The organism is Alteromonas sp. S005, assembly GCF_036864475.1.
Lineage (GTDB): Bacteria > Pseudomonadota > Gammaproteobacteria > Enterobacterales > Alteromonadaceae > Alteromonas.
The window spans coordinates 1-20759 of record NZ_JAZETN010000005.1 but is presented as its reverse complement, the minus strand read 5'-3'; the positions used below and the strand labels follow the sequence as shown (position 1 = coordinate 20759).

Here is a 20759-nt window from a genome sequence, read left to right as displayed (position 1 = left end):
CTATTCATTGCCCTCGTTGTCTTTCTTAGACGACGTTTTACGAATAGTGTCAGGAGTAAACACTGTTGTTACTCGACCTTCACCATTTTCACCGGCGCCACCTGTTGCAAGCAATTGTTCAGTAATCATATCGAACGTAATTTTATCCCCTTGTACTTTACTAGAATCTTGCTGTAGTTCGGCATTACCCGCCAGAGAAATAGTGCGATTAACCACCTCATAGCGAATTTCATTAGCTTTGGCTGATACCGGTGTACCGTCTTCTAATGATTGAGAGTAGCTTGCTGGGTTCCCTCGGGCGATAAATATTTCTCGGCCGCTGCCATCAGTAGCAATAACTTCTACTTCATCCGCTTCAATGAGGAGTGAACCTTGAGTAATCAGCACGTCTTCCTTGTACAGAGCCGTTTTGTTTTTACCATCAATAAACTGGGTATTTGACCCTATTTTAATGGGCTGTGAAAAATCTTCTTCACTGGCTTGTACCGCACCGCTAGCGATGGCAAGTAGAAAGCTAGTTGCTAGGGGAATAAGTGGTTTGTACATGATCTAAAAGCTCGTATTCTTGTGTGCGTAAATTCGCGTTAAACCCATTGCTTAAAATAAGGTATTGCGTACCCAGTATCTCAACGGGTTGATCAGATGTCATTTGTTTCGTGTTTAAATTTATTTGGATGTATTCGGTGGATAAGCTTTTGACAAAATCATCGCTGGTTTTATTTTCAATAACAACGCTATCTTCAAGCTGAATTAACTCATTGTTATACAGCGTTCCTTCCTGCGCAGTCACAACCCAAGGTGATGTTGCACTCTCTGTATAAAGAGTATATTTAGGCTGCTGAAATAACACGAAACCCAATTGGTCGTAGTGTTCCATAGACTCTGCAAAGACTTTGTGATTTAACTCGCCGTCTTGGTTGTACAAGGTTGTAGTTAAGTTTTTTGCCTTATATGCAGGCTTAAGCGCATCATTTTGACTGCTACCTTGCGTCTCAGGCTGCTCTTCCATCCAAGTTGGGACATACATCAACAGCGCTAAGATAAATAGCGCCGATATGCTTAAACCCAAGCGATTGAAGCCAAATTGGCTCATACACTAGCTCCGAAAATATCGTTTGCCACGCCCTTAGCTTGCAAGATGGTATCCGATATTTCTCGGACTGCGCCAAAGCCACCCGGCAGTGTGGTGATCCAGTTCGCTTGTTTTGCAACGAAAGGATGAGCATCAGCGACTGCAATTTTTACCGCTACATGTTGGTACATACCAGTATCGGGCATGTCATCACCTACGGCGGCAACTTCTCTTTGGCTTAACCCAAGGCTTTTCATTAACCCGGCAAGCGCGTCTGCTTTGTTTTCCTCGCCTTGAATAATGTGCGCTACGTTTAGCGCCTTCATTCTATTTTCTACAATTGCTGAGCGTCGTCCTGTTATTACAGCGACATTAACGCCATTACTTACAAGCGCTTTTACGCCATATCCATCGCGGGTGTGAAAAGCTTTAAGCTCTTCTCCGTCATTACCTAAGTAAATACGGCCGTCTGAGAATACGCCATCCACGTCACATACTAGAAGCTTTATGTGCGCCAACTGCTCATAAAGTGCCTGTTCTAGATCAGTGTATAGAGTCGTCTTCATTTAGAGTACTCCCGCTTTCAAAAGCATGTGCATGTTGAAGGCTCCGACAGGGTTGCGCTTTTCATCGGTAACCATCAATGCGCTTATTTTATGGGTTTCCATTAGGTTTAGGGCTTCTACAGCTAGCTGATCTGCGGTGGTTGTTTTGCCGCCTTTGGTCATCACGTCTTCTACTGTTGCATTGTGCACATCTATACGAGCGTCGAGTATTCGGCGTAAATCACCATCAGTAAATACGCCCGTTAACGAACCATCTGAGTCGATGACCCCTGTCATGCCCAAGCCTTTTTTGGAAATTTCCAAAAGCGCTTCAGCGACAGATGAATGTAGATTCACCAACGGAATGTCGCTGCCGCTAAGCATAATATCGCTCACCTTTAGCAGCAGTTTTCTGCCTAAGCTACCGCCAGGGTGTGATAGTGCAAAATCGTCTGAGGTAAAGCCTTTTTGGTCGAGCAGTGCTACCGCAAGGGCATCACCCATAACCAGTGTGGCTGTTGTACTTGATGTAGGGGCAAGACCTAACGAACAGGCTTCTTTTTCAACGCTTATATCAAGTACTACATCTGCGTGTTGACCCAACGAGCTATCGGCACTATTGGTCATTGCTACCACTTTAATGCCTAAGCGCTTAACAACGGGCAGCAGGTTAACTAATTCATTGGTTTCACCAGAATTAGAAATGGCTAATAGCACATCTCCTTTACTCAGCATGCCTAAATCGCCGTGGTTAGCCTCGCCGGGATGCATGAAAAAGGCCGGTGTCCCGGTACTCGCAAGGGTAGCGGCAATTTTATTGCCAATATGGCCAGATTTTCCCATACCGCTTACAACCACTTTGCCTTCGCATGAGAAAAGAATGTTACATGCGTTGATAAAGTGCTCGTTTAAGCGCTCTGCAAGATTGGCAATAGCCTGCGTTTCAATGTCGATAACACGCTTTGCCGATTCGATATAGTGCATCTGAGTTTGTGTATTCATGATTATCCGAACAGCCAGAATTGGTAGCCGATAAAGCAAGCTAGAAGTATAAATCCATTTGTTCTTGATATTGTACGCTTTCCAATTAAATCGAAACTGAACAAGAACAACAGCAAGGTTAAACCAAGCATAACGTACATATCTCGGTTATAAACGTCAGGGTCTAGCAGGCCTGGGGCAATTAACCCCGGCATACCGAGTACGGCTAGCAGGTTGAAAATGTTAGAGCCAATAATATTGCCGAGCGCTAGATCATCTTCACCTTTAAGCACACCAGCCACGCTAGCCGCTAATTCAGGAAGGCTTGTGCCAAACGCAATAATAGTCAACCCAATAACTAAGTCTGAGATACCCATGTATCTGGCAATTTCTACTGCCGAGTTGACAAGAAAGTGGGCACTTAATGGTAATACGATAAGGCCAACACCAATCCAGATAAGCGCTGAGGTGTTAGAAACGCCTTTAGGGATTTCATCTGCGGTCTCAGCAACTAGGGGGTCTTCTTTGTCTACTTGAAGTGATAACCAAGCCATCATTGCCAAAACAAAAATGAATAGGCCTAGTAAAATTATCCCTTCGTAAGATTTCAGTTCGCCATCGAACATAAAGCCAATAGCAATTAACGAGATGATGAGAAGCGCTGGAAGTTCACGTTTAAGCGTTGTTGACGAAACAAGCAAAGGCTTTACTAGAGCGGTTACACCCAACACCAGCGCAATGTTGGTTATATTTGAACCGAGTGCGTTACCCACGGCTGTATTCATATTGCCATTGGCAGAGGCAATAGCAGATACCACAATCTCAGGTGCCGATGAGCCCATAGCGACAATCGTAAGCCCGATCATCATAGGAGAGATGCCAATGTTTTTTGCTAGCGCTGAAGCGCCATAAACAAAACGGTCCGCACTCCAACTTAAGACAATCAGCCCAACCAGAAAAATGACAATGTTTAAAAGCACAACAACCTGTAATAGTTAGTATTTCGATAGATTGTCGCAAAAAGAGTGCCATTTGCCTATGCTCGCATTGCTTTATTTTCATAAAAAGAGACCGATTGCCGTAAATTTCCGCCCATCAAACCCGTTACAGCAGTTCGAAGGTATTTCTGGTAAGCGTTCAGTTTCAGTTAATAACTAGGGCAATAGGATGGGAACTGGAACTACATGTAAGAGCTAGCTAAGGCACTGACATCACTTCAGCGTGAGATAACGTTCGTCTTAGCGCGGGATACAAATACCAGGCCACGTAGATAATTGCCCACTCAGAAGGCGCTGGCAGGTTTCCTAGCAAAGCGTGGGAATGTAGGAATGGCTGTTCCCTTTCAAATTCCCAGAATGAAGCTAGGGAGCTTGCCAGACCTTCCCGAAGGGCGAGTTTAAAATGTCCGTACTCTTTGTTGTGTCACCTTGATGTAGAACCACTATACCTGCGGTAACACGCCGCGATTACGAACCTTTTAACTCTCGCTGAGTGGGTAATTATCTATGCGGTCTGGTATACAATTCGTCTTAATCGAACATAACTTGTAACTTTTTGACTTTGGCGAGTGTCTTGAAAAAGCGTACAATGGCTCCAAATAACACGGCCCAGAGGTTGTGTCTGCTGGACAAGCCAGCCTGTAAGCATAAAAAACTACACTGCAGAGTAAACTTTTTTGAATTTGTTGGCTCTTAAAAGTAAACTGTTCAGTAAACTTTATGGGTTATGTGTGCGAAGGCATAGAAATTGAATATGCATATCGCTCATATACTTTAAATATTTTCTAAGTAGATTGATAGCGGCGTTCAAAACCAACTCAATCCAGCGTCAGGGGTCGACATTTAAGTAACTATGGATCATTTAGTTGAAGTAGATAACCTAACCTTCAAACGTGCAGATCGTATCATTTATGACGGGATTTCATTGAAGGTACCTAAGGGCAAAATTACTGCAGTAATGGGGCCAAGTGGAATAGGTAAAACCACGCTGCTGCGCCTTATTGGCGGGCAGTTAACACCAGACGAAGGCGACGTTAAATTCGACGGCGATTCAATTGTCTCTATGTCGAGAAAATCTCTCTACGAAACTCGTCGTAGAATGAGCATGCTTTTTCAAAGTGGGGCGCTATTTACCGATATGAGTGTGTTCGACAATGTGGCGTTTCCGCTTCGCGAACATACTGATCTATCAGAAGACTTGATAGCAACTATTGTCGCTTTAAAGCTACAGGCAGTAGGTCTGCGAGGCGCTGCGCAATTAATGCCGAGCGAATTGTCTGGCGGAATGGCGCGCAGAGCCGCGCTAGCGAGGGCAATCGCATTAGATCCCGATTTAATTATGTACGATGAGCCTTTTGCGGGACAAGATCCCATATCCATGGGGGTGCTGGTGAAGCTTATTCGAGAGCTCAATGATGCTCTTAGCCTAACCAGTATTGTGGTGACTCACGACGTAACGGAAGTACTGACAATCGCTGATTATATTTACATTTTGGCGGATAAGCGTGTTATCGGCGAAGGTACAGCGCAGCAAATTAAAGAAAGCGATTCCGAATTGGTTCAGCAATTCTTAAAGGGTAAAGCAGATGGCCCAGTTCCATTTCATTACCCAGCGCCTGACTTGAAAACAAGTTTTTTGGGGGCAGATAAATGAAGTTCTTCCAATCTTTAGGCGCTAAAACTATAGGAAAAGTTACTGCGATTGGTCGCGCAGCGCTCATGCTGTTTGGCGCACTTATCGCTGTTCCTCGAGTAAAGAACGTTCCACTGGTTATTAAACAACTTTATGTAGTTGGTGTTCAGTCGTTACTTATTATCATGGTTTCTGGCTTGTTTATCGGCATGGTAATGGCGCTGCAAGGCTATACCATTTTAGTCGATTACGGTGCAGAGGGTAGCTTAGGTCCTATGGTCGCGCTTTCACTATTGCGTGAACTTGGTCCTGTAGTCACCGCATTGCTTTTCGCTGGGCGTGCCGGGTCAGCGTTGACCGCTGAAATCGGCCTTATGAAAGCCACCGAACAGTTAAGTAGTTTAGAAATGATGGCGGTAGACCCACTAAGGCGCATCGTTGCTCCTCGTTTTTGGGCGGGAATGTTAGCCATGCCAATGCTAGCCATTATTTTTAGTGCCATTGGCATTTTAGGTGGTCATTTAGTCGGCGTAGACTGGTTAGGTGTTGATGCAGGCAGTTACTGGTCAATCATGCAGTCGACCGTTGATTGGAACCAAGATGTTATAAACGGCGTGATAAAAAGCCTCGTTTTTGCCTTGGTTGTGACGTGGATTGCCATATTTAAAGGTTACGATTCTATTCCAACATCGGAAGGGATCAGCAAAGCGACTACCGAGACGGTGGTCTATTCATCATTAGCAGTATTAGGGCTGGACTTCGTGCTTACCGCCCTTATGTTTGGTATCGAGTAGGGGATTGGAATGAGTAAGTATAAAACGGAAGTAATGGTTGGTGTGTTTGTCATGCTTACGATAGGTGCTTTGTTATTGTTAGCACTTAAAGTTGCAAACCAAACGGTCGCAACTGAAGGCGATACCTATACCCTATACGCGAAGTTCGACAACATTGGTGGGCTAAAGCCTCGCTCTGCTGTAAAAGTGGGTGGCGTAACCGTAGGCCGAGTATCATCTATTTCTCTAGATCAAGAAGATTTCACACCGGTAGTAGAGTTATCTATTTTAAATGAATACAACGGCTTTCCTGAAACAAGCTCTGTGTCCATTTTGACGTCTGGTTTATTAGGTGAGCAGTACGTGGGTTTCCAGCCAGGGTTTTCTTTTGATGGTGTTGCTAACCTGCAAGACGGTGACTACCTACAGGATACAAAGTCAGCTTTGGTGCTAGAAGACCTTATCGGTCAGTTCTTATTTAATCGCGGCAGCGACGAAGACTAATCGCAGTAGCGTAACCAAGCGTACATAACGTAATTGTTAATTAATTCCGGCTGCCTGATGAAACTAATTACGTCATTGTCAGGTCTGCTTAAAAGAGTTTGAAGTTAGGAGAGTTATTTTGAAAAAGTTTTTCGTAGCAATTGGCATCTTTATGATGTCTGTAGCGGGTATAGCGAACGCGCAAGAAGTTAACGAACAAAACCCTTATGAGTTGGTTCAAGATGTAGCTAACCGCACGTTTGAACGAATCAAAGCAAATCAGGAAGCGATTAAAAACGACCCTGAAATGCTGCGTGTTATCATGCAGGAAGAACTTGTCCCGCATATCGATTATAAATTCGCAGCCTTTATGGTACTAGGCAAGCACTTTAAATCTGTGCCACAGGAAAAAATGGGTGAGTACATCAGTGTTTTCCGTCAATATCTGGTAACCACATACGCAGTAGCAATGGGTTACTATGACAACCAAGAAGTTATCTTTGAGCCTGAGTCATCGTTTGACGACAAAAAATCAGTAACCGTACGCGCAGTGGTTCAAGACCCAAACCGCCCTGAAATTAAAATTGCATTCAAAGTTCGCAAAGATAGCAAAACTAACGAATGGAAAGCTTACGATATGGTAGCGGAGGGGATCAGCATGCTGAACAGTAAGCGCAGTGAGTTTGAATCAATTCTTCGTCAAGACGGCATTGATGCAGTCATCGCGCTAATGCGCGACAAAATTGGCAAGCCCGTTGAGCTAAAGCAAGGCGAGCCAATTGAAATCGAAGGAGAGGCTGAGTGAGCCTATTCGAGGTAAATGACACGGGCAAAATAGTGGTTCACGGTCAATTAGACCGTGAGACGCTATCGAAAAACTTTTGGGAAAGCTTAAGCGGTAGTCAACGTAGCACTTTAATAAGTAATAAAAGTTGCCAAGTCGATTTAGGCGACGTGGAGCGTGCAGACAGTGCAGGTTTAGCGTGGCTGATTAATGCTGTTAGGGATGCAAAGCAAAATGGTGTTAGCATGACCCTACATAAAATGCCTGAAAAGTTGCAAAAGCTCGCGAAAATTAGCGACGCGGATAGCTTTTTACCCGTAGAATAAACACCAGAAAGCGAATTAAGAAGTAAGTTATGGAATTGTCTGAAATTGAAAAAATCTTGAAAGATGCGTTAGACCTGCACGAAGTCCACGTAAAGGGCGAAGGCTCGCATTTTAATATCATTGCAGTAAGCGATGCATTTAATGAAATGAGTCGGGTGAAGCGTCAGCAAGCGGTATATGCGCCTTTAGCTGATAAAATTGCAGACGGCAGCATGCATGCGATTACCATCAAGACGTTTTCAGTAAAAGACTGGGAGCGCGAGCGCCAGTTCAATATTCCTCAATAATAGGCGTCGCTCGTGGATAAACTCGTAATTAAAAAGAGCCCTGCGCTTAACGGTACAGTGCGTATATCAGGTGCCAAGAACGCGGCATTGCCGCTGCTGATGACAAGCCTACTTACCGATTCCCCTTGTCGTTATACTAATGTTCCTCGTCTTCGCGACATCAACACAACAACGGCGCTTTTGCGAGAGCTTGGTGTAGAAGTTGCGCTACCCGCCGCAAACGATATTGTTATTGATGCAAGTACACTAGAAAGTGTCACCGCGTCTTATGACTTAGTGCGTACTATGCGCGCTTCAATTTTGGTGTTAGGCCCATTGCTAGCAAAGCAGGGTAAAGCGAACGTGTCTCTGCCTGGTGGTTGTGCCATCGGTGCTCGTCCAGTAAACCTTCATTTAACGGGCCTTGAAAAAATGGGCGCAAAGATTGAAGTAGACGAAGGCTATATTCGTGCTGAAGTTGATGGTCGTCTTAAAGGTGCTCGTATCTTTATGGATATGGTAAGTGTAGGTGCAACCGAAAATCTATTAATGGCTGCGGCACTGGCAGACGGCACGACCATCTTAGAAAATGCCGCGCGTGAACCTGAAATTGTTGATTTGGCGAATTGTCTTATCCAGATGGGCGCAAAAATCACTGGCGCGGGAAGTGATAAAATAACCATTGAAGGTGTAGAAACCTTAAATGGTTGCGACTATGCCGTACTGCCTGATCGCATAGAAACCGGTACTTTCTTGGTAGCGGCTGCGGTAACAGGCGGTAAGATTCGCTGTACCCATGCGGCACCTGACACGTTAGACGCGGTGCTAGATAAGCTTGAGCAAGCTGGCGCGAAAATTTCCGTAGGCGATGACTGGATTGAGCTAGATATGGAAGGGCGTAAACCGCAGGCTGTTCGCGTTAAAACTGCGCCACACCCAGCATTTCCTACTGATATGCAGGCCCAGTTTGTTACCCTTAATTGCGTTGCCGAAGGTACAGGCGTAATTACAGAAACTATTTTTGAGAACCGCTTCATGCATGTACCAGAGTTACAACGCATGGGCGCAGAAATAGCACTTGAAGCTAACTCAGCTGTGTCTAAGGGCAGTTCAAGCTTGAAAGGGGCACCGGTAATGGCTACTGACCTTCGCGCTTCAGCAAGTTTGGTTATCGCTGGGCTAATCGCGGAAGGTGAGACTCACGTCAATCGTATTTACCACTTAGACCGTGGTTATGAATCGATAGAAGAGAAATTAGGTGGCTTAGGTGCCATCATTGAGCGAGTCAAAGAGTAACTTTTAAACCGTTCACAAGAAGAAGCGCCGAATTTGTCAATGCGGCGCTTTTTTTATGTACAAAATTCAACTTACCTAATTTCATCGCAGATGTTTTCACAACAGTAATAAAAGCTTAAACGTTCACTGTCGTTAAGTACTAATAAGGCTATTGCCCCGCTCGGAGTTCTCCGACAGTAGCTGTTAGCGTAATTGACTGCCCATCGCGACTAAGTTCAATTTCAAGCTCAGTGCCAGGATCTGTTTCAGCAATCATATCGAGCGTTTTGGACGCACTTTCCAAACGCACACCATCAATGGCCACTATTATATCACCCGGGCGAATACCCGCAGTGTCGGCAGGACTGCCTTTGGCTACAGCCTGCACATCAATACCTGGGCGGTTGCGGTTTTCTCCGCCTACAAAGCCAAGTTGGCCGCGTACAACTCGTCCATTACTTATAATTTCATCCATAACGCGCTTAGCCAGTTCATAGGGGACTGCAAAGTTAATTCCGTCTACATTGCGAGCGCGATTATTAGAATCTAGAACTTGGAAATTGGCATTGGTGATCCCCAGTAAAATGCCATTGCTATCTACTAAAGCGCCACCAGAGTTTCCCTGGTTTAATACTGCATCGGTTTGAATGAAATCCACATAGTTCGACAGGCCATTGCGACCCGCTCTACTCACGATGCCCTGGGTGATGGTCTGACCCAAGTCAAAAGGGTTACCAATCGCCATAACAACATCGCCAACATGGGTATCGGGTTCTGAAACCTGAGGAATAATGTGTAGATTATCAGCAGTTACTTTTAAAACAGCAAGGTCGGTGAGTGGGTCGGTACCTACAATCTGTGCTTCTAAAATACGTCCGTCTTGCACTGCTACGTAAATGCTATCGGCATTGGCTACAACGTGATGGCAGGTAAGTAGGTAGCCATTCTCTGTCATGATAACACCAGAGCCCAAGCTGGTGCGCCCACGAGATTGATTTCGAAATAGACCTGAGCCGTTTTCGATACTAACACTGTAAATGTTTACGACAGCAGGCGCAGAACGACTTAGCGCTGCAAAATAGCTTTCGCGACTAGCGCTAACAGAAGGTTCATTAAAAAAGCCTTGAGCGAGCCCCTTACCTTGCCGAAGTTCTGGCAAAAAAATCAGCAGCAAACTCGCAACGGCGACGCCTAGAATTATAGATTTTAGTAAGAAGTTAAATATTGAGCGGCCAGTCACAAGTCACACTTATCGTTGTCTGTCGCACTTACTCCATACGCACCGCTATTGAGGTACTACTTCACAAATTAAAAGCGCAACAATCTGAAATTATCGTTATTGATGTAAAGGATATCACTTTATTTACTAAACTACCGTAGTGAAAAGCAAATTTTGTGTAACCCGATACGTCAGAAAATTGTGTTAGAAGCATAGTATTGTAGACAGCGCCAAGTTAATAATTTAGCTCAATAAAAAACGGCGCTTTCAAAGCGCCGTTAAACATGTATTTCTGCTTGGAAATTTTTAGAGCTGAGCTCTACTGCCTGATAACCAAATAAAGGGTCGAGTTACCGCGTTTTACATTTAGTGCGATAACGCCTTTGGCTTCGTCTAGCGCGTTTCTAAATTCGGCAACCGTCGATGTACGTACTCGGTTAACACCAATGATCACATCTTCTGATTGCAGGCCAATGCGCGCCGCAGGTGCACCACGTTCAATTTCAGATACGACCACACCCGCATTGCCAGCATCGTCGGTACCATTAGACAGTGTGGCACCTTCTAGAGCTGGATGAATCTGAGCCGCGGTTACCGTGGTATCAGTAGCATCGTCTAACACCACGTCTACGTTCATTTTCTTTCCCTTGCGCATAACGGTTAGCTCAACTTCAGCACCAGCACCCATACTCGCAATTTTTGCACGTAGTTCTTGGAAGCTGTGAAGTTTTCGACCGTTAATCGCAGTAATAATATCACCGGCTTGAAGACCGCCTTTCTCTGCTGCAGAGTCAGGCTGTACTTCGCTAACGAAGGCACCAATATTTACTTCGGCATTCATAGCTTCGGCAAGACCAGCATCAATATCGCTACCTAGAATCCCCAGGAGACCACGACGCACTTCGCCGTATTCAGCTATTTGATCAACAAGGCTTTTCATCATGTTGGCAGGGATAGCAAAACCAATACCTACGTTGCCACCGTTAGGGCCGAAAATAGCGGTATTGATACCAACCAACTCACCATGGAGGTTAACCAAAGCGCCACCTGAGTTACCGCGGTTAATTGCTGCGTCAGTTTGAATGAAGTCTTCGTAACCACCAATGTTTAAACCTGAACGGCCTAAAGCACTGACAATACCTGAGGTAACCGTTTGAGAAAGGCCGAATGGGTTTCCAATAGCTACTACAAAGTCACCAACGCGTAAAACGTCAGAATCAGCCAGTGGCAATGCTTTTAAATCATCTGGTTCTATCTTAAGTAAAGCGATATCACTTTGCTCATCTGAGCCCAGCTTTTTCGCTTTGAACTCGCGTCCGTCTGTTAATTTGACGGTGATTTCGTCCGCGTTATCAACAACATGATTGTTGGTAACGACATACCCTTTATCGGCATCTATGATGACACCGGAGCCAAGGCCTCGGAAAGGGCGTTCTTGAACTTGCTCTTGCGGCGCACCGAAGAAGTAGCGAAACATTTCAGGCACGCGCTGTGTTGAGGTTTGGGTGCCCTCAACCGCAATGCTAACTACCGCAGGGGTAGCTTCTTCAAGCATAGGGGCTAACGAGGGAACCTCATCTTTTGTATCAGAAAAAAATGGTAACGCCGCCTGTGTGCTAGCAGTAAAGCCCAATGAACTTACAACAACGGCAGATGCCAATAGACAATGGCGAAAAGACATTTTCATGTTCGCTTACACTCCTTCATGTTATATGCGACATAGCATGGTTTCAGTAAAAGAGTCTGACGTTGGAATAAAGTTCCCGATGTTACTGTTTTTCTGCGTTATTCTGCTCAGAACCACCGACGAACAGCCCAGAACCTGAGTTAGCGAAGTCTCTGGGCTGTGTGTCAGAAACACGCTTAACTCTCGATTTGTCAGACCCTTTCAAGTTGTTACGTAAATATGTTGTTGCTTGTTCCCCGTAAAAGGGAACTTTGCTGTCATCATCGCCACCTTGTTCAAGCAGCATTTCATACTCTTCAATTTGTTGCTTAAGCGTATCGCACTGACTTTCAATGCTTTCTAAGCTTTGACGAGTTTGATGAATGTGGTGCTGCGCTTGCTGTGCGAGGATCTCTTTAACTTGCTTTTCAGTTTGTGCAGTATTGCCTGCGCCTTGCTTTTGTTGAAAAAAGCGACCTGAAAAAAAGCCAATAATTAAACCAACAACTAACAAAGCAAGAGATACTAACAATTCCATTCTATTCTCCGAATCAATCAACATCGTGCAGCCGACCTTTACTTGTACGATCTAAAAGCTGCTTTCGACCATATGCTGAATATAGCAAGGTCAAACCCGAAAAGCGCACACATAGTGTTTTATATTCAGTGTATGCCGAATTTCAAAATGAGATTCTACCGTGATTTCCATTAAAATTAAGGTCATAATTGAGAAATTCAAGCAGGTCGGTGCAGCGTGCGCCGCTATTGACTTTTTTACGGAGTGGTTTCGGCGATGACGCCATGGGAAAAATATCAGCTAGATCTTAAGTCGTCTGATTTTCATTATGACGCGGCACAAGAAAATGCAGTAAAAGAACTTCAGCGTTTGTACGATGAATTGACACAGCCTGAAAAAAAAGTGACTTGGCGGGTTAAGCTAAAAGCAGCGTTTGGTAAAGGTCACGCCAAGCCAGGTATTCAAGGTATATACTTTTATGGCGGGGTAGGGCGAGGAAAAACCTATCTGGTCGATACCTTCTATGACTGCTTGCCCTTTGAAAAGAAAATGCGGGTGCATTTTCACCGCTTTATGTATCGTGTGCACGACGAACTTAAGCAACTTAAAAGCGCACAAGACCCGTTGAAATTGGTGGCGGCAAAGTTAGCAAAAGAAGCGCGGGTAATATGTTTTGACGAGTTTTTCGTGTCAGATATAACTGACGCTATGATTTTAGGTACCTTGATGGAAGAATTGTTTAGTCACGGTATTGTGCTGGTGGCCACCTCTAACATAGTGCCAGACGATTTATACAAAAACGGCTTACAGCGCGCACGTTTTTTACCTGCCATTGACCTTCTTAATCAAAATACCCGTGTGGTTAATGTTGATAGCGGTATTGATTATCGCCTAAGAACCTTAGAACAAGCCGAAATTTATCACTACCCACTTGATGATGCAGCCACGGAAAACTTGTATAGCTACTTTTCTCAGTTAGCACCAGAAGAAGGCTCAGAAGGCGAAGATATTGAGGTGAACAACCGAAAAATACCGACGCTTAGAAACGCTGATGGGGTATTGATGATAGATTTTAAAGTCCTGTGTGGCGGGCCCCGTAGCCAGAGTGACTATATTGAGTTGAGCCGTTGTTATCATTCAGTGCTTTTAGCCAACGTTAAGGAAATGGGACAGCATAACGATGACGTGGCGCGCCGCTTTATTGCAATGGTAGACGAGTTCTACGAGCGAAATGTGAAACTCATTATATCGGCAGAAGTGGCGCTAGAAAGTCTCTACACAGAAGGGCTACTTAACTTCGAGTTTAGACGCTGTCTTAGCCGTTTAAAGGAAATGCAGTCACACGACTACTTGGCAACCGAACATTTACCATAGCCACAGTGTATGGGGTCAGAGTACATTTACGCTTAATGAGAACCAGTAAGCATCATGCTTTCATCCCTTCCAAGGGGATTCACATTGGTATTAGATGAAAATTAAGGTAGAATTTCGCACAATTTTTCTGTGTTGCTAAATCAGCGTTTTGTTTGGGAAAGGTTGCAACTAGCAACTTTTGCAATGCCTTGATTCGCATTAATTCCAAATAAAGCCAAGCGGCGCAGCCTGGAAACAGGCAAATAGTACCCCGATAAAACCCAACGCAGCATTTCTAATTGCGAGAAAGAGAATTTTAAGATGGGAAGAGCATTCGAAGTTCGTAAAGCCGCCATGGCAAAAACTGCCGGCGCAAAAACAAAGGTTTATTCTAAGTACGGTAAAGAAATTTACGTGTGCGCTAAAAATGGTGGTGCCGACCCAGACACTAACCTTTCACTTCGCCGTCTAATGGAAAAAGCGAAGAAAGACCAAGTACCAAGCCACGTTATTGAAAAAGCGATTGATAAAGCAGCTGGTGGTGCTGGTGAAGATTTTCAGCCTATGCGTTACGAAGGTTTTGGCCCGGGCAACTGCATGGTTATTGTTGACTGCTTATCTGACAATGCCAACCGCACCATTACCGAAGTACGCAACTGCTTTACTAAAACTAACGCAAAACTTGGTGCACAGGGTGCGGTATCGCACATGTTCGACCACCAAGCGGTGTTCCAGTTTGAAGGTGACGACGAAGACGCTATCTTAGAAGTGTTAATGGAAGCCGACGTAGACGTAACTGACGTAGAAGTTGAAGACGGTAAAGTAACAGTTTACGCACCGCATACTGAATTCTATCAAGTAAAAACAGCACTAACTGAAGCTTACCCAGATATTACGTTTATTGCTGATGAGATGAGCTGGATGCCTCAGACTGAAACTGAGATTAGCGAAGAAGATATGCCTATGTTTGAAAAATTCATGGACATGCTTAACGACTGTGACGACGTTCAAGACGTTTACCACAACGCGATAACGCCGAACTAAATGATTTGAGTAAATAAAACGTTTACTGAGATTAAATAAGTCGTTTACAGTAAATAAAGCGTTTAATAGATAGCTAAAGCCCACTTTGAAGTGGGCTTTTTTATTGTCTCTAGTAGTAACAATCAACGTTAGTCTCGAATCTCTGTGAAATACCAAATTGATTTATTTGTCACCGTAATCTATTAATACCTTCTTAAAATCAAGAGTTTCGGTATAGAGTCTGTTAGCATATAGCTAGGTTAGGAAGACTGAAATCTAAAATGCTAAAAATTAGAATGCAAAAAGCAGATAATGGAGATTGTATTTCAATAGAAACCCAATCTGAGTTTGTCTTAATTGATGGTGGTACGGCTCAATCTTTTTCAAATTGGAAAGGGAGTATTATTGGCAAAGATAAAATAGACTCATTGATCGTCACTCATATCGATAATGATCATGTTAATGGCATTATTAAATTACTTTTGCATGATGACTGCCCCAATATAGAACAGTTTTATTTTAATGGTGCTGAGCAACTATTTGGTCAGTTGGGCGATACCGATGAGCCGGACCGTATATCTGACACAAAATTGAAGGCCTTGTCAGTAGAAGGTTCTACAACCCGAAATAGTGAACAAATAGGGTACTCAGAAGGCTCTTCGTTATCGTACTTACTTGCTAAAAAGAATTGTCACTGTAACGTTATTGTTGACGGCACAGCTCTTTATAGAGAAAAATGTCAAAGTTTTTATGTTGGTTCAATAAAGTTTTCAATTATCGGTCCCGAGAAGGCTGCTTTACAAGACTTGAAAAGCGACTGGGAAGATAAATTAAATGAAAGACGTATAAAACCCAAAATTATTAGCAAAGCTTATTATGAAGCGTTTGAACAATATGCTAAGAATCTCCAAGGCTCTGTCAAAAATGTTGTTCCTATCACTTCCTCCGAAGAAACTTGTATTGAATCTTTGTCCAAAGTAAATTTTGAAGATGATAACTCCCTACCTAATAAGAGCAGTCTATCTTTTTTGATTGAATCAAATGGTAAACGATTACTTTACCTATCTGATTGTGATGCCAAGATGGTTACGTCTTGGCTAGATGATCTCGAGTTAAAAAATATAGAAGTCGATGCTGTGAAAATATCACATCATGGAAGCAAAAATAACACCAGCTTAGAGTTGTTAAAGCGGATTGTTTGCAATAAATACCTGATTAGTACAAATGGTAAATCACATGGTCATCCTGATTTGGAGGTGTTGGCACGAATAGCAGTTGTCAACAAAAGTTCTGGAGCAGAGATCTTTTTAAATTATGAAGTGGAGCATATTCCTGATTGGTTCATGACTGATCTTGAAAATAACTACCCCAACATAATTTTATCCATGAACTCTTGTGAGGTTGTCTTATGAGCACAGATTTAATCAAAGATTTTAAACTAGATTCTATTTATATTGTTGAGTCATTAACGTCTAATGGTTCATGTAAGAGAGGTACTTGTTTTTCTATTTCTGATAGCTTGATATTAACAGCTAACCATGTCGTTAGTGAAGCCGCATCACTAAAGATATTCCTGTCTAGTGATAATTATGCCGATGATAAATGGATTGAGGCGACTTACATTTACGGAAGTGATCAACTCGATGTGGCTATTCTGAAAGTAGCAAATGGAATTACTAGCAACATTATCGAATTGTATAAAACAACAATTAGTCAGGATAGTGAAGTAAAGTCATGTGGTTATCCAGTTGAGAAGGGGCACTACCATGCACCAATAAATGTTGAGGTAACTAATACATTTGCTCATATGACTTCAAAAGAATTTAGCTTTGAAGTTTCTCAATCAAGTACTGTCAGTCAGTACAAAGGTATGTCCGGGTCTCCGGTACTCTATGGTGGTAGATGTATAGGTATTCTTTTAGTACAGCAAAGCAGCAACACCCTTTATGCGGTTTCGGCTGTTGATTTTTTAAATGATGAATCGATAAAAAAAGCTATAGAGTCAGATAGTATTGCAGTAAAACTCCAAGAGGGTTTAGATTATAAATCGCCAACTTACCCTAAATCTCCCTTTAGTTATTGCATACATTGCACTAAAGATATGCCTAGCATCAAGGGTATTGATATAGGTTTCACTCTTGAATGTTGGAATATAGGCAATTTCACTGAGACTGTGTATGACTGGATTATCGACTATGCCCTTTCTCATAAAGCTAAAGCTAATTTTAAGGGAAGCTCTAGGAGTTTATTCAAGTACGCTAGAGATAACTATCCGTCATCAGATTTGAATGCATTAGCGGATCTTTGTCTGCATATTGCTATCCGTGAATCATACTCAACTATTCCGATAATGAACAAAGTTTTCGATCAAAACAACAAAACGTTTTCTTGCACTCATGCAGTTTTAAACTTTGATAGCATCGAGTTATGGATAGGAGCATCTTCTGTGAGCACTACAGTTGAAGATGCAGTAAAACAAGCAATTGAAAACGTAGAATACATTGCAAACATACAATCCCTTAAAACACGCTTGTATGCCCTTACTTCCGAGATCGATTCGACTTGGCCACATAAAAATAAATTAGAAAGGCTTGCTGACTCAGAACTCGATTTAGAAGATAGGTTTGATAAGATCATAATACCGATTTTCATCATGCACGATAGTGAGCTTATAACCAACTACGATAAGAACAAATTTATTAGCTCCTTTGAAGGTGAGATTCAAGCGTGCCGAAGATTGATTCAAGGTGAGCTTAACGAAAGTCTAGTCAAATTAATTAATTTAAGAGTCTTTTACTTTCCCGTATCTAACATTAATCAACTTAATGATGCATTAATTAAGGAGTTGAACTCATGATTGATTGGTATCAAGAAGCAAAAATTAAATTGAATAATAGCTCATTTGACGATTGGGATAGCTTTCTTTCATCTCTTATTAATGAATTTAATAGTCATACTCATGACACTTTAGTCCAAGATATTGTTATTAGAGCGTTAGAGCGGAAAAAAGAAATGAGAGGTGCTTTCATTTTGGATCATTTGTTAGGTGAGTTGGGGCTTTTTCCTTACATGGATAGAAAAAATTCAACGACTAAAGACAAAATAAAGCAGAGTTTATTTACTACTCCTCAAGACAATGGAAAAACATTTCATATACGACAAGCAGAAGTGTTTCACAGAATCATGAATGGTGAAAATATCATTCTTAGTGCCCCCACAAGTTTTGGTAAAAGCCTGATAATTGAAGCCTTAGTTGCTAGTAATGAATTTGACAATATAGTAATTGTTGTCCCAACAATAGCCCTGATCGATGAGTTAAAGAAAAAGCTATTCAAATATAAAGATAAATATAAAATCATTACTCAAGTTACTCAGGAATCTACTAAACGTAACATTTACATTCTCACTCAGGAGAGAGTCCTAGAATACAAAGGATTATCATCAATAGATTTTTTTATTATTGATGAGTTTTACAAGCTAGCACCAACTAACTCTAATGATGAGAGGTGCGACAGACTAAACTTGGCGTTTAGAAAATTGTATAAGGAATGCAAGAGGTTCTACATGCTTGGCCCGAAGGTTAATGGGTTAGTTTCTGGTATTGAAGAAGAATTAAGATGTACATTTCTTAAGTTCGATTCCTATGTGACTGTCGCTACAAATGAATACTTTTACCCAATAGAAGCGACAGGTAAAGATGCAATTGTTGATGTTGAAAGAGATCAAAAATTATTCAACATATTGAAAAATATAGGTCGCGATGAGCAAACAGTAATTTACTGTAAATCACCTAAAAGAGTCAGTTCATTGCTGTATAGGCTGATCCAATCGGAACTTTTAGTCCCTGACAATGCTAATGATGATTTATCTGAATGGCTATCTGATAATTTTCATGAAGATTGGTCTCTCGTTGAAGGTGTGAAACATGGTGTTGCATATCATCATGCTCAGCTACCTAGAGCTGTGGGAGCTTTAATTGTCGACTTGTTTAACGACTCAAAGATTAATATTCTTATTTGTACATCGACTTTGATCGAAGGTGTAAATACCAACGCTAAGAATATCGTAATATACGATGACTGTATTACGAGAAAAACAAAGCTAGATATGTTTACGTTTAACAACATATCCGGACGCTCTGGAAGAATGTTTGAACATTTTGTCGGAAATGTTTTTATTTTTGGCGATAAACCCCAAGTCGAACTACCATTTATAGATGTCCCTGTACTAACTCAAAGTGAGAACGCATCAGAGTCTTTATTGCTTCAACTAGGTACAGAAGTTAAGGACAATAACAATAAGGACAAAGTTAGGAAATTCTACGATCAGGACGTACTTCCCATATCTTTGCTACTAAAACATCAAGGAATCAACCCTAATAAGTTAATTAAATTTGCTGAAGATTTGATTGAAAACTGTGGTTCTTGGAACAATTCAATGCAATGGAACAGCATCTACCCAAGCGATGAAGAACTAAAGCATTTTTCAATGATTTTATTCGACTACTTCAATATTTCAGCAATGGGGGGAGGCACGGTAAGGACCAAAGCTCAATTAAATAAAAAACTCATTGATATAATTAATAAAGTAGATGATAGAAACTTGATCCTAGAAGATTATAAATTTTGGGGTAAAAATGATCAATCTTATTGTATTGATGATGCTGTTCAGTCAGTGTTTAATTTCAAGAAAAATTTAGTTAATTATAATCTTCCAAAAATCATATATGCTATCAGCGATATACAGGAAGTTATTTTTAAAAGGTTTGATTACAGCTATGGAGACTATAAGGCATTCGCTGCATCACTAGAAAATTTCTATTTACCATCCGCAATTAACTCACTTGAAGAGTTTGGTATTCCTAATCAAATAGCCAAGAAAGTCATAGAGTTTACTGATATTGAAGATTTAGAGAATATTGACTCTGTAATTGAAGTGCTTTCAAAATCTAGAAATGATTCGTTTCCTTATTTAACAGAATTTGAACAGAAATTTTTGAAAAAATCTCTATCCTATATATAGAATTTTTTACTAAATTTAAAAAAACTGGTTAAGTTTTGATGTTTTATAAATGAACAATTGGCTTCAGATCATTTTTTCGACGAAGATGATTTTGAGTTCTTAACTATTTTTTCTTCAGTGCTTTCAGCGAATCGATGTTGCTTTACGAAGTGCTCAAACGCTAGTTTGTTGCTTTTGTTAAATGGCTTCAGAAATAACTCAAATTCTATCAATTTTTCTTCTGTGATTCTCATTACGTAAATGTTGGGTAAATTGTCAATTTTAAAATTTTAGTAATGCATGAGTTGCCCGTCAAGTATGACCTTTGTTGACAAAGTTAATTTGTTTGTTACGATAAAGTGAGTTTCGAAGTGAAATTCAGTTCAGCCTCTCGTTTTTATCAATAAAAACCTTTAATAGTTACACATTCTAGTTGTTTGTGGTTAGTTATTTTTTTTGTTTTCAACGAATTTATTGACTTTACCAATAACTTTTCGTGGTTTTTGTGCTTTTCCTTGTCAATTTCGATATTCAAGACTATTTTCCGATTTGTAGCCATTGGAAAGTAAGTTATGAAAAATGCAAATTCACCTAAAATTAAACAGCCAACTGTTACTGAGTTAACTGAAAATAAAATTGACGATTACTTAACCCGGAGAGAATTCGAAGGTAAGTACATTCCGTATAAAACCGCTCGTCAGTTCTCAAGCATGGGAAATGCCTCAACTGAGCAACTAGCCCAAGAAACACAACGTCACGAATACTTTTCAGACATGGAACGGCATTTTGGATTGACACTCAGTTATTTAAAAAACGTCTCTAAGGTAAAGACGCAATATCCTTT

21 protein-coding genes are annotated in these 20759 nt (G+C 41.7%); 13 read left to right on the top strand and 8 right to left on the bottom strand.

Going from position 1 to position 20759, the window contains the following annotated elements:
* From lptA to V7R55_RS08080, 5 genes are read right to left on the bottom strand one after another with little or no spacing between them, the layout of a single operon-like run.
* The gene (lptA, locus tag V7R55_RS08100) at window positions 1–546 is read right to left on the bottom strand and encodes a lipopolysaccharide transport periplasmic protein LptA (RefSeq protein WP_334058942.1); all 546 of its coding nucleotides are present in this window, start codon (window positions 544–546) and stop codon (window positions 1–3) included.
* Window positions 515–1093, bottom strand: a complete 579-nt coding sequence (lptC, locus tag V7R55_RS08095) for an LPS export ABC transporter periplasmic protein LptC (RefSeq protein ID WP_334058940.1) — start codon at window positions 1091–1093, stop codon at window positions 515–517. The genes lptA and lptC overlap by 32 nt, the downstream gene beginning before the upstream one ends.
* Window positions 1090–1638: a 3-deoxy-manno-octulosonate-8-phosphatase KdsC gene (kdsC, locus tag V7R55_RS08090; protein WP_334058938.1), complete on the bottom strand. Its 549-nt coding sequence runs from the start codon at window positions 1636–1638 to the stop codon at window positions 1090–1092. Before kdsC ends, lptC begins: the two co-directional genes overlap by 4 nt.
* Window positions 1639–2619, bottom strand: a complete 981-nt coding sequence (locus V7R55_RS08085) for a KpsF/GutQ family sugar-phosphate isomerase (RefSeq protein WP_334058937.1) — start codon at window positions 2617–2619, stop codon at window positions 1639–1641.
* Window positions 2620–2621: 2 nt separating this feature from the next.
* The gene (locus tag V7R55_RS08080) at window positions 2622–3578 is read right to left on the bottom strand and encodes a calcium/sodium antiporter (protein WP_334058936.1); all 957 of its coding nucleotides are present in this window, start codon (window positions 3576–3578) and stop codon (window positions 2622–2624) included.
* 871 nt (window positions 3579–4449) lie between these two features.
* On the opposite strand from V7R55_RS08080, the gene mlaF reads away from it, so the two are divergent.
* The 7 genes from mlaF (at window position 4450) to murA (ending at window position 9157) form a co-directional block, all read left to right on the top strand.
* Window positions 4450–5250 (top strand): phospholipid ABC transporter ATP-binding protein MlaF, encoded by an 801-nt coding sequence (mlaF, locus tag V7R55_RS08075; RefSeq protein WP_334058934.1) that lies wholly within the window; start codon window positions 4450–4452, stop codon window positions 5248–5250.
* Window positions 5247–6023 carry a lipid asymmetry maintenance ABC transporter permease subunit MlaE gene (gene mlaE / locus V7R55_RS08070; protein WP_179982447.1) on the top strand — a complete coding sequence of 259 codons (777 nt, stop codon included), beginning with the start codon at window positions 5247–5249 and terminating at the stop codon, window positions 6021–6023. The genes mlaF and mlaE overlap by 4 nt, the downstream gene beginning before the upstream one ends.
* A gap of 9 nt (window positions 6024–6032) precedes the next feature.
* Window positions 6033–6506 (top strand): outer membrane lipid asymmetry maintenance protein MlaD, encoded by a 474-nt coding sequence (gene mlaD, locus V7R55_RS08065; RefSeq protein WP_012517348.1) that lies wholly within the window; start codon window positions 6033–6035, stop codon window positions 6504–6506.
* 118 nt (window positions 6507–6624) lie between these two features.
* A complete protein-coding gene (locus V7R55_RS08060) occupies window positions 6625–7290 on the top strand; it encodes an MlaC/ttg2D family ABC transporter substrate-binding protein (protein WP_334058930.1) in 666 nt (221 codons plus the stop codon).
* Complete coding sequence (locus tag V7R55_RS08055) at window positions 7287–7595, top strand: STAS domain-containing protein (protein ID WP_334058928.1); 309 nt, start codon at window positions 7287–7289, stop codon at window positions 7593–7595. Before V7R55_RS08060 ends, V7R55_RS08055 begins: the two co-directional genes overlap by 4 nt.
* A 29-nt stretch (window positions 7596–7624) precedes the next feature.
* Window positions 7625–7882: a BolA family protein gene (locus V7R55_RS08050; protein WP_012517351.1), complete on the top strand. Its 258-nt coding sequence runs from the start codon at window positions 7625–7627 to the stop codon at window positions 7880–7882.
* Window positions 7883–7894: 12 nt separating this feature from the next.
* Window positions 7895–9157 (top strand): UDP-N-acetylglucosamine 1-carboxyvinyltransferase, encoded by a 1263-nt coding sequence (gene murA, locus V7R55_RS08045; RefSeq protein WP_334058926.1) that lies wholly within the window; start codon window positions 7895–7897, stop codon window positions 9155–9157.
* A gap of 148 nt (window positions 9158–9305) precedes the next feature.
* On the opposite strand, the gene V7R55_RS08040 is transcribed toward murA, so the two are convergent.
* The 3 genes from V7R55_RS08040 to V7R55_RS08030 all read right to left on the bottom strand — a co-directional run bounded on the left by V7R55_RS08040 (window position 9306) and on the right by V7R55_RS08030 (window position 12559).
* The gene (locus tag V7R55_RS08040) at window positions 9306–10376 is read right to left on the bottom strand and encodes a trypsin-like peptidase domain-containing protein (RefSeq protein ID WP_334058924.1); all 1071 of its coding nucleotides are present in this window, start codon (window positions 10374–10376) and stop codon (window positions 9306–9308) included.
* Between the two features lie 298 nt (window positions 10377–10674).
* Complete coding sequence (locus V7R55_RS08035) at window positions 10675–12036, bottom strand: DegQ family serine endoprotease (RefSeq protein WP_334059193.1); 1362 nt, start codon at window positions 12034–12036, stop codon at window positions 10675–10677.
* An 88-nt stretch (window positions 12037–12124) separates the two neighbouring features.
* Window positions 12125–12559, bottom strand: a complete 435-nt coding sequence (locus V7R55_RS08030; RefSeq protein WP_334058922.1) for a ZapG family protein — start codon at window positions 12557–12559, stop codon at window positions 12125–12127.
* Window positions 12560–12814: 255 nt separating this feature from the next.
* On the opposite strand from V7R55_RS08030, the gene zapE reads away from it, so the two are divergent.
* The 6 genes from zapE to V7R55_RS08000 form a co-directional block, all read left to right on the top strand.
* Window positions 12815–13912 (top strand): cell division protein ZapE, encoded by a 1098-nt coding sequence (gene zapE, locus V7R55_RS08025; RefSeq protein WP_334058920.1) that lies wholly within the window; start codon window positions 12815–12817, stop codon window positions 13910–13912.
* Between the two features lie 300 nt (window positions 13913–14212).
* The gene (locus V7R55_RS08020) at window positions 14213–14935 is read left to right on the top strand and encodes a YebC/PmpR family DNA-binding transcriptional regulator (RefSeq protein ID WP_334058918.1); all 723 of its coding nucleotides are present in this window, start codon (window positions 14213–14215) and stop codon (window positions 14933–14935) included.
* Window positions 14936–15210: 275 nt separating this feature from the next.
* Window positions 15211–16326, top strand: a complete 1116-nt coding sequence (locus V7R55_RS08015; RefSeq protein WP_334058916.1) for a ComEC/Rec2 family competence protein — start codon at window positions 15211–15213, stop codon at window positions 16324–16326.
* Window positions 16323–17771 carry a Hachiman antiphage defense system protein HamA gene (locus V7R55_RS08010; RefSeq protein WP_269350198.1) on the top strand — a complete coding sequence of 483 codons (1449 nt, stop codon included), beginning with the start codon at window positions 16323–16325 and terminating at the stop codon, window positions 17769–17771. The genes V7R55_RS08015 and V7R55_RS08010 overlap by 4 nt, the downstream gene beginning before the upstream one ends.
* Complete coding sequence (locus V7R55_RS08005) at window positions 17768–19936, top strand: DEAD/DEAH box helicase (RefSeq protein ID WP_159118428.1); 2169 nt, start codon at window positions 17768–17770, stop codon at window positions 19934–19936. The genes V7R55_RS08010 and V7R55_RS08005 overlap by 4 nt, the downstream gene beginning before the upstream one ends.
* Window positions 19937–20487: 551 nt before the next feature.
* A partial coding sequence (locus tag V7R55_RS08000; protein ID WP_334058912.1) for a hypothetical protein occupies window positions 20488–20759 on the top strand: 272 nt, incomplete at its 3' end.

Bases quoted from the DNA above. Each gene is read 5' to 3' on its own strand.
- lptA (WP_334058942.1), bottom strand. From the start codon at position 546: ATGTACAAACCACTTATTCCCCTAGCAACTAGCTTTCTACTTGCCATC.
- lptC (WP_334058940.1), bottom strand. From the start codon at position 1,093: ATGAGCCAATTTGGCTTCAATCGCTTGGGTTTAAGCATATCGGCGCTA.
- kdsC (WP_334058938.1), bottom strand. From the start codon at position 1,638: ATGAAGACGACTCTATACACTGATCTAGAACAGGCACTTTATGAGCAG.
- V7R55_RS08085 (WP_334058937.1), bottom strand. From the start codon at position 2,619: ATGAATACACAAACTCAGATGCACTATATCGAATCGGCAAAGCGTGTT.
- mlaF (WP_334058934.1), top strand. From the start codon at position 4,450: ATGGATCATTTAGTTGAAGTAGATAACCTAACCTTCAAACGTGCAGAT.
- mlaE (WP_179982447.1), top strand. From the start codon at position 5,247: ATGAAGTTCTTCCAATCTTTAGGCGCTAAAACTATAGGAAAAGTTACT.
- mlaD (WP_012517348.1), top strand. From the start codon at position 6,033: ATGAGTAAGTATAAAACGGAAGTAATGGTTGGTGTGTTTGTCATGCTT.
- V7R55_RS08050 (WP_012517351.1), top strand. From the start codon at position 7,625: ATGGAATTGTCTGAAATTGAAAAAATCTTGAAAGATGCGTTAGACCTG.
- V7R55_RS08035 (WP_334059193.1), bottom strand. From the start codon at position 12,036: ATGTCTTTTCGCCATTGTCTATTGGCATCTGCCGTTGTTGTAAGTTCA.
- V7R55_RS08030 (WP_334058922.1), bottom strand. From the start codon at position 12,559: ATGGAATTGTTAGTATCTCTTGCTTTGTTAGTTGTTGGTTTAATTATT.
- zapE (WP_334058920.1), top strand. From the start codon at position 12,815: ATGACGCCATGGGAAAAATATCAGCTAGATCTTAAGTCGTCTGATTTT.
- V7R55_RS08020 (WP_334058918.1), top strand. From the start codon at position 14,213: ATGGGAAGAGCATTCGAAGTTCGTAAAGCCGCCATGGCAAAAACTGCC.
- V7R55_RS08015 (WP_334058916.1), top strand. From the start codon at position 15,211: ATGCAAAAAGCAGATAATGGAGATTGTATTTCAATAGAAACCCAATCT.
- V7R55_RS08010 (WP_269350198.1), top strand. From the start codon at position 16,323: ATGAGCACAGATTTAATCAAAGATTTTAAACTAGATTCTATTTATATT.
- V7R55_RS08005 (WP_159118428.1), top strand. From the start codon at position 17,768: ATGATTGATTGGTATCAAGAAGCAAAAATTAAATTGAATAATAGCTCA.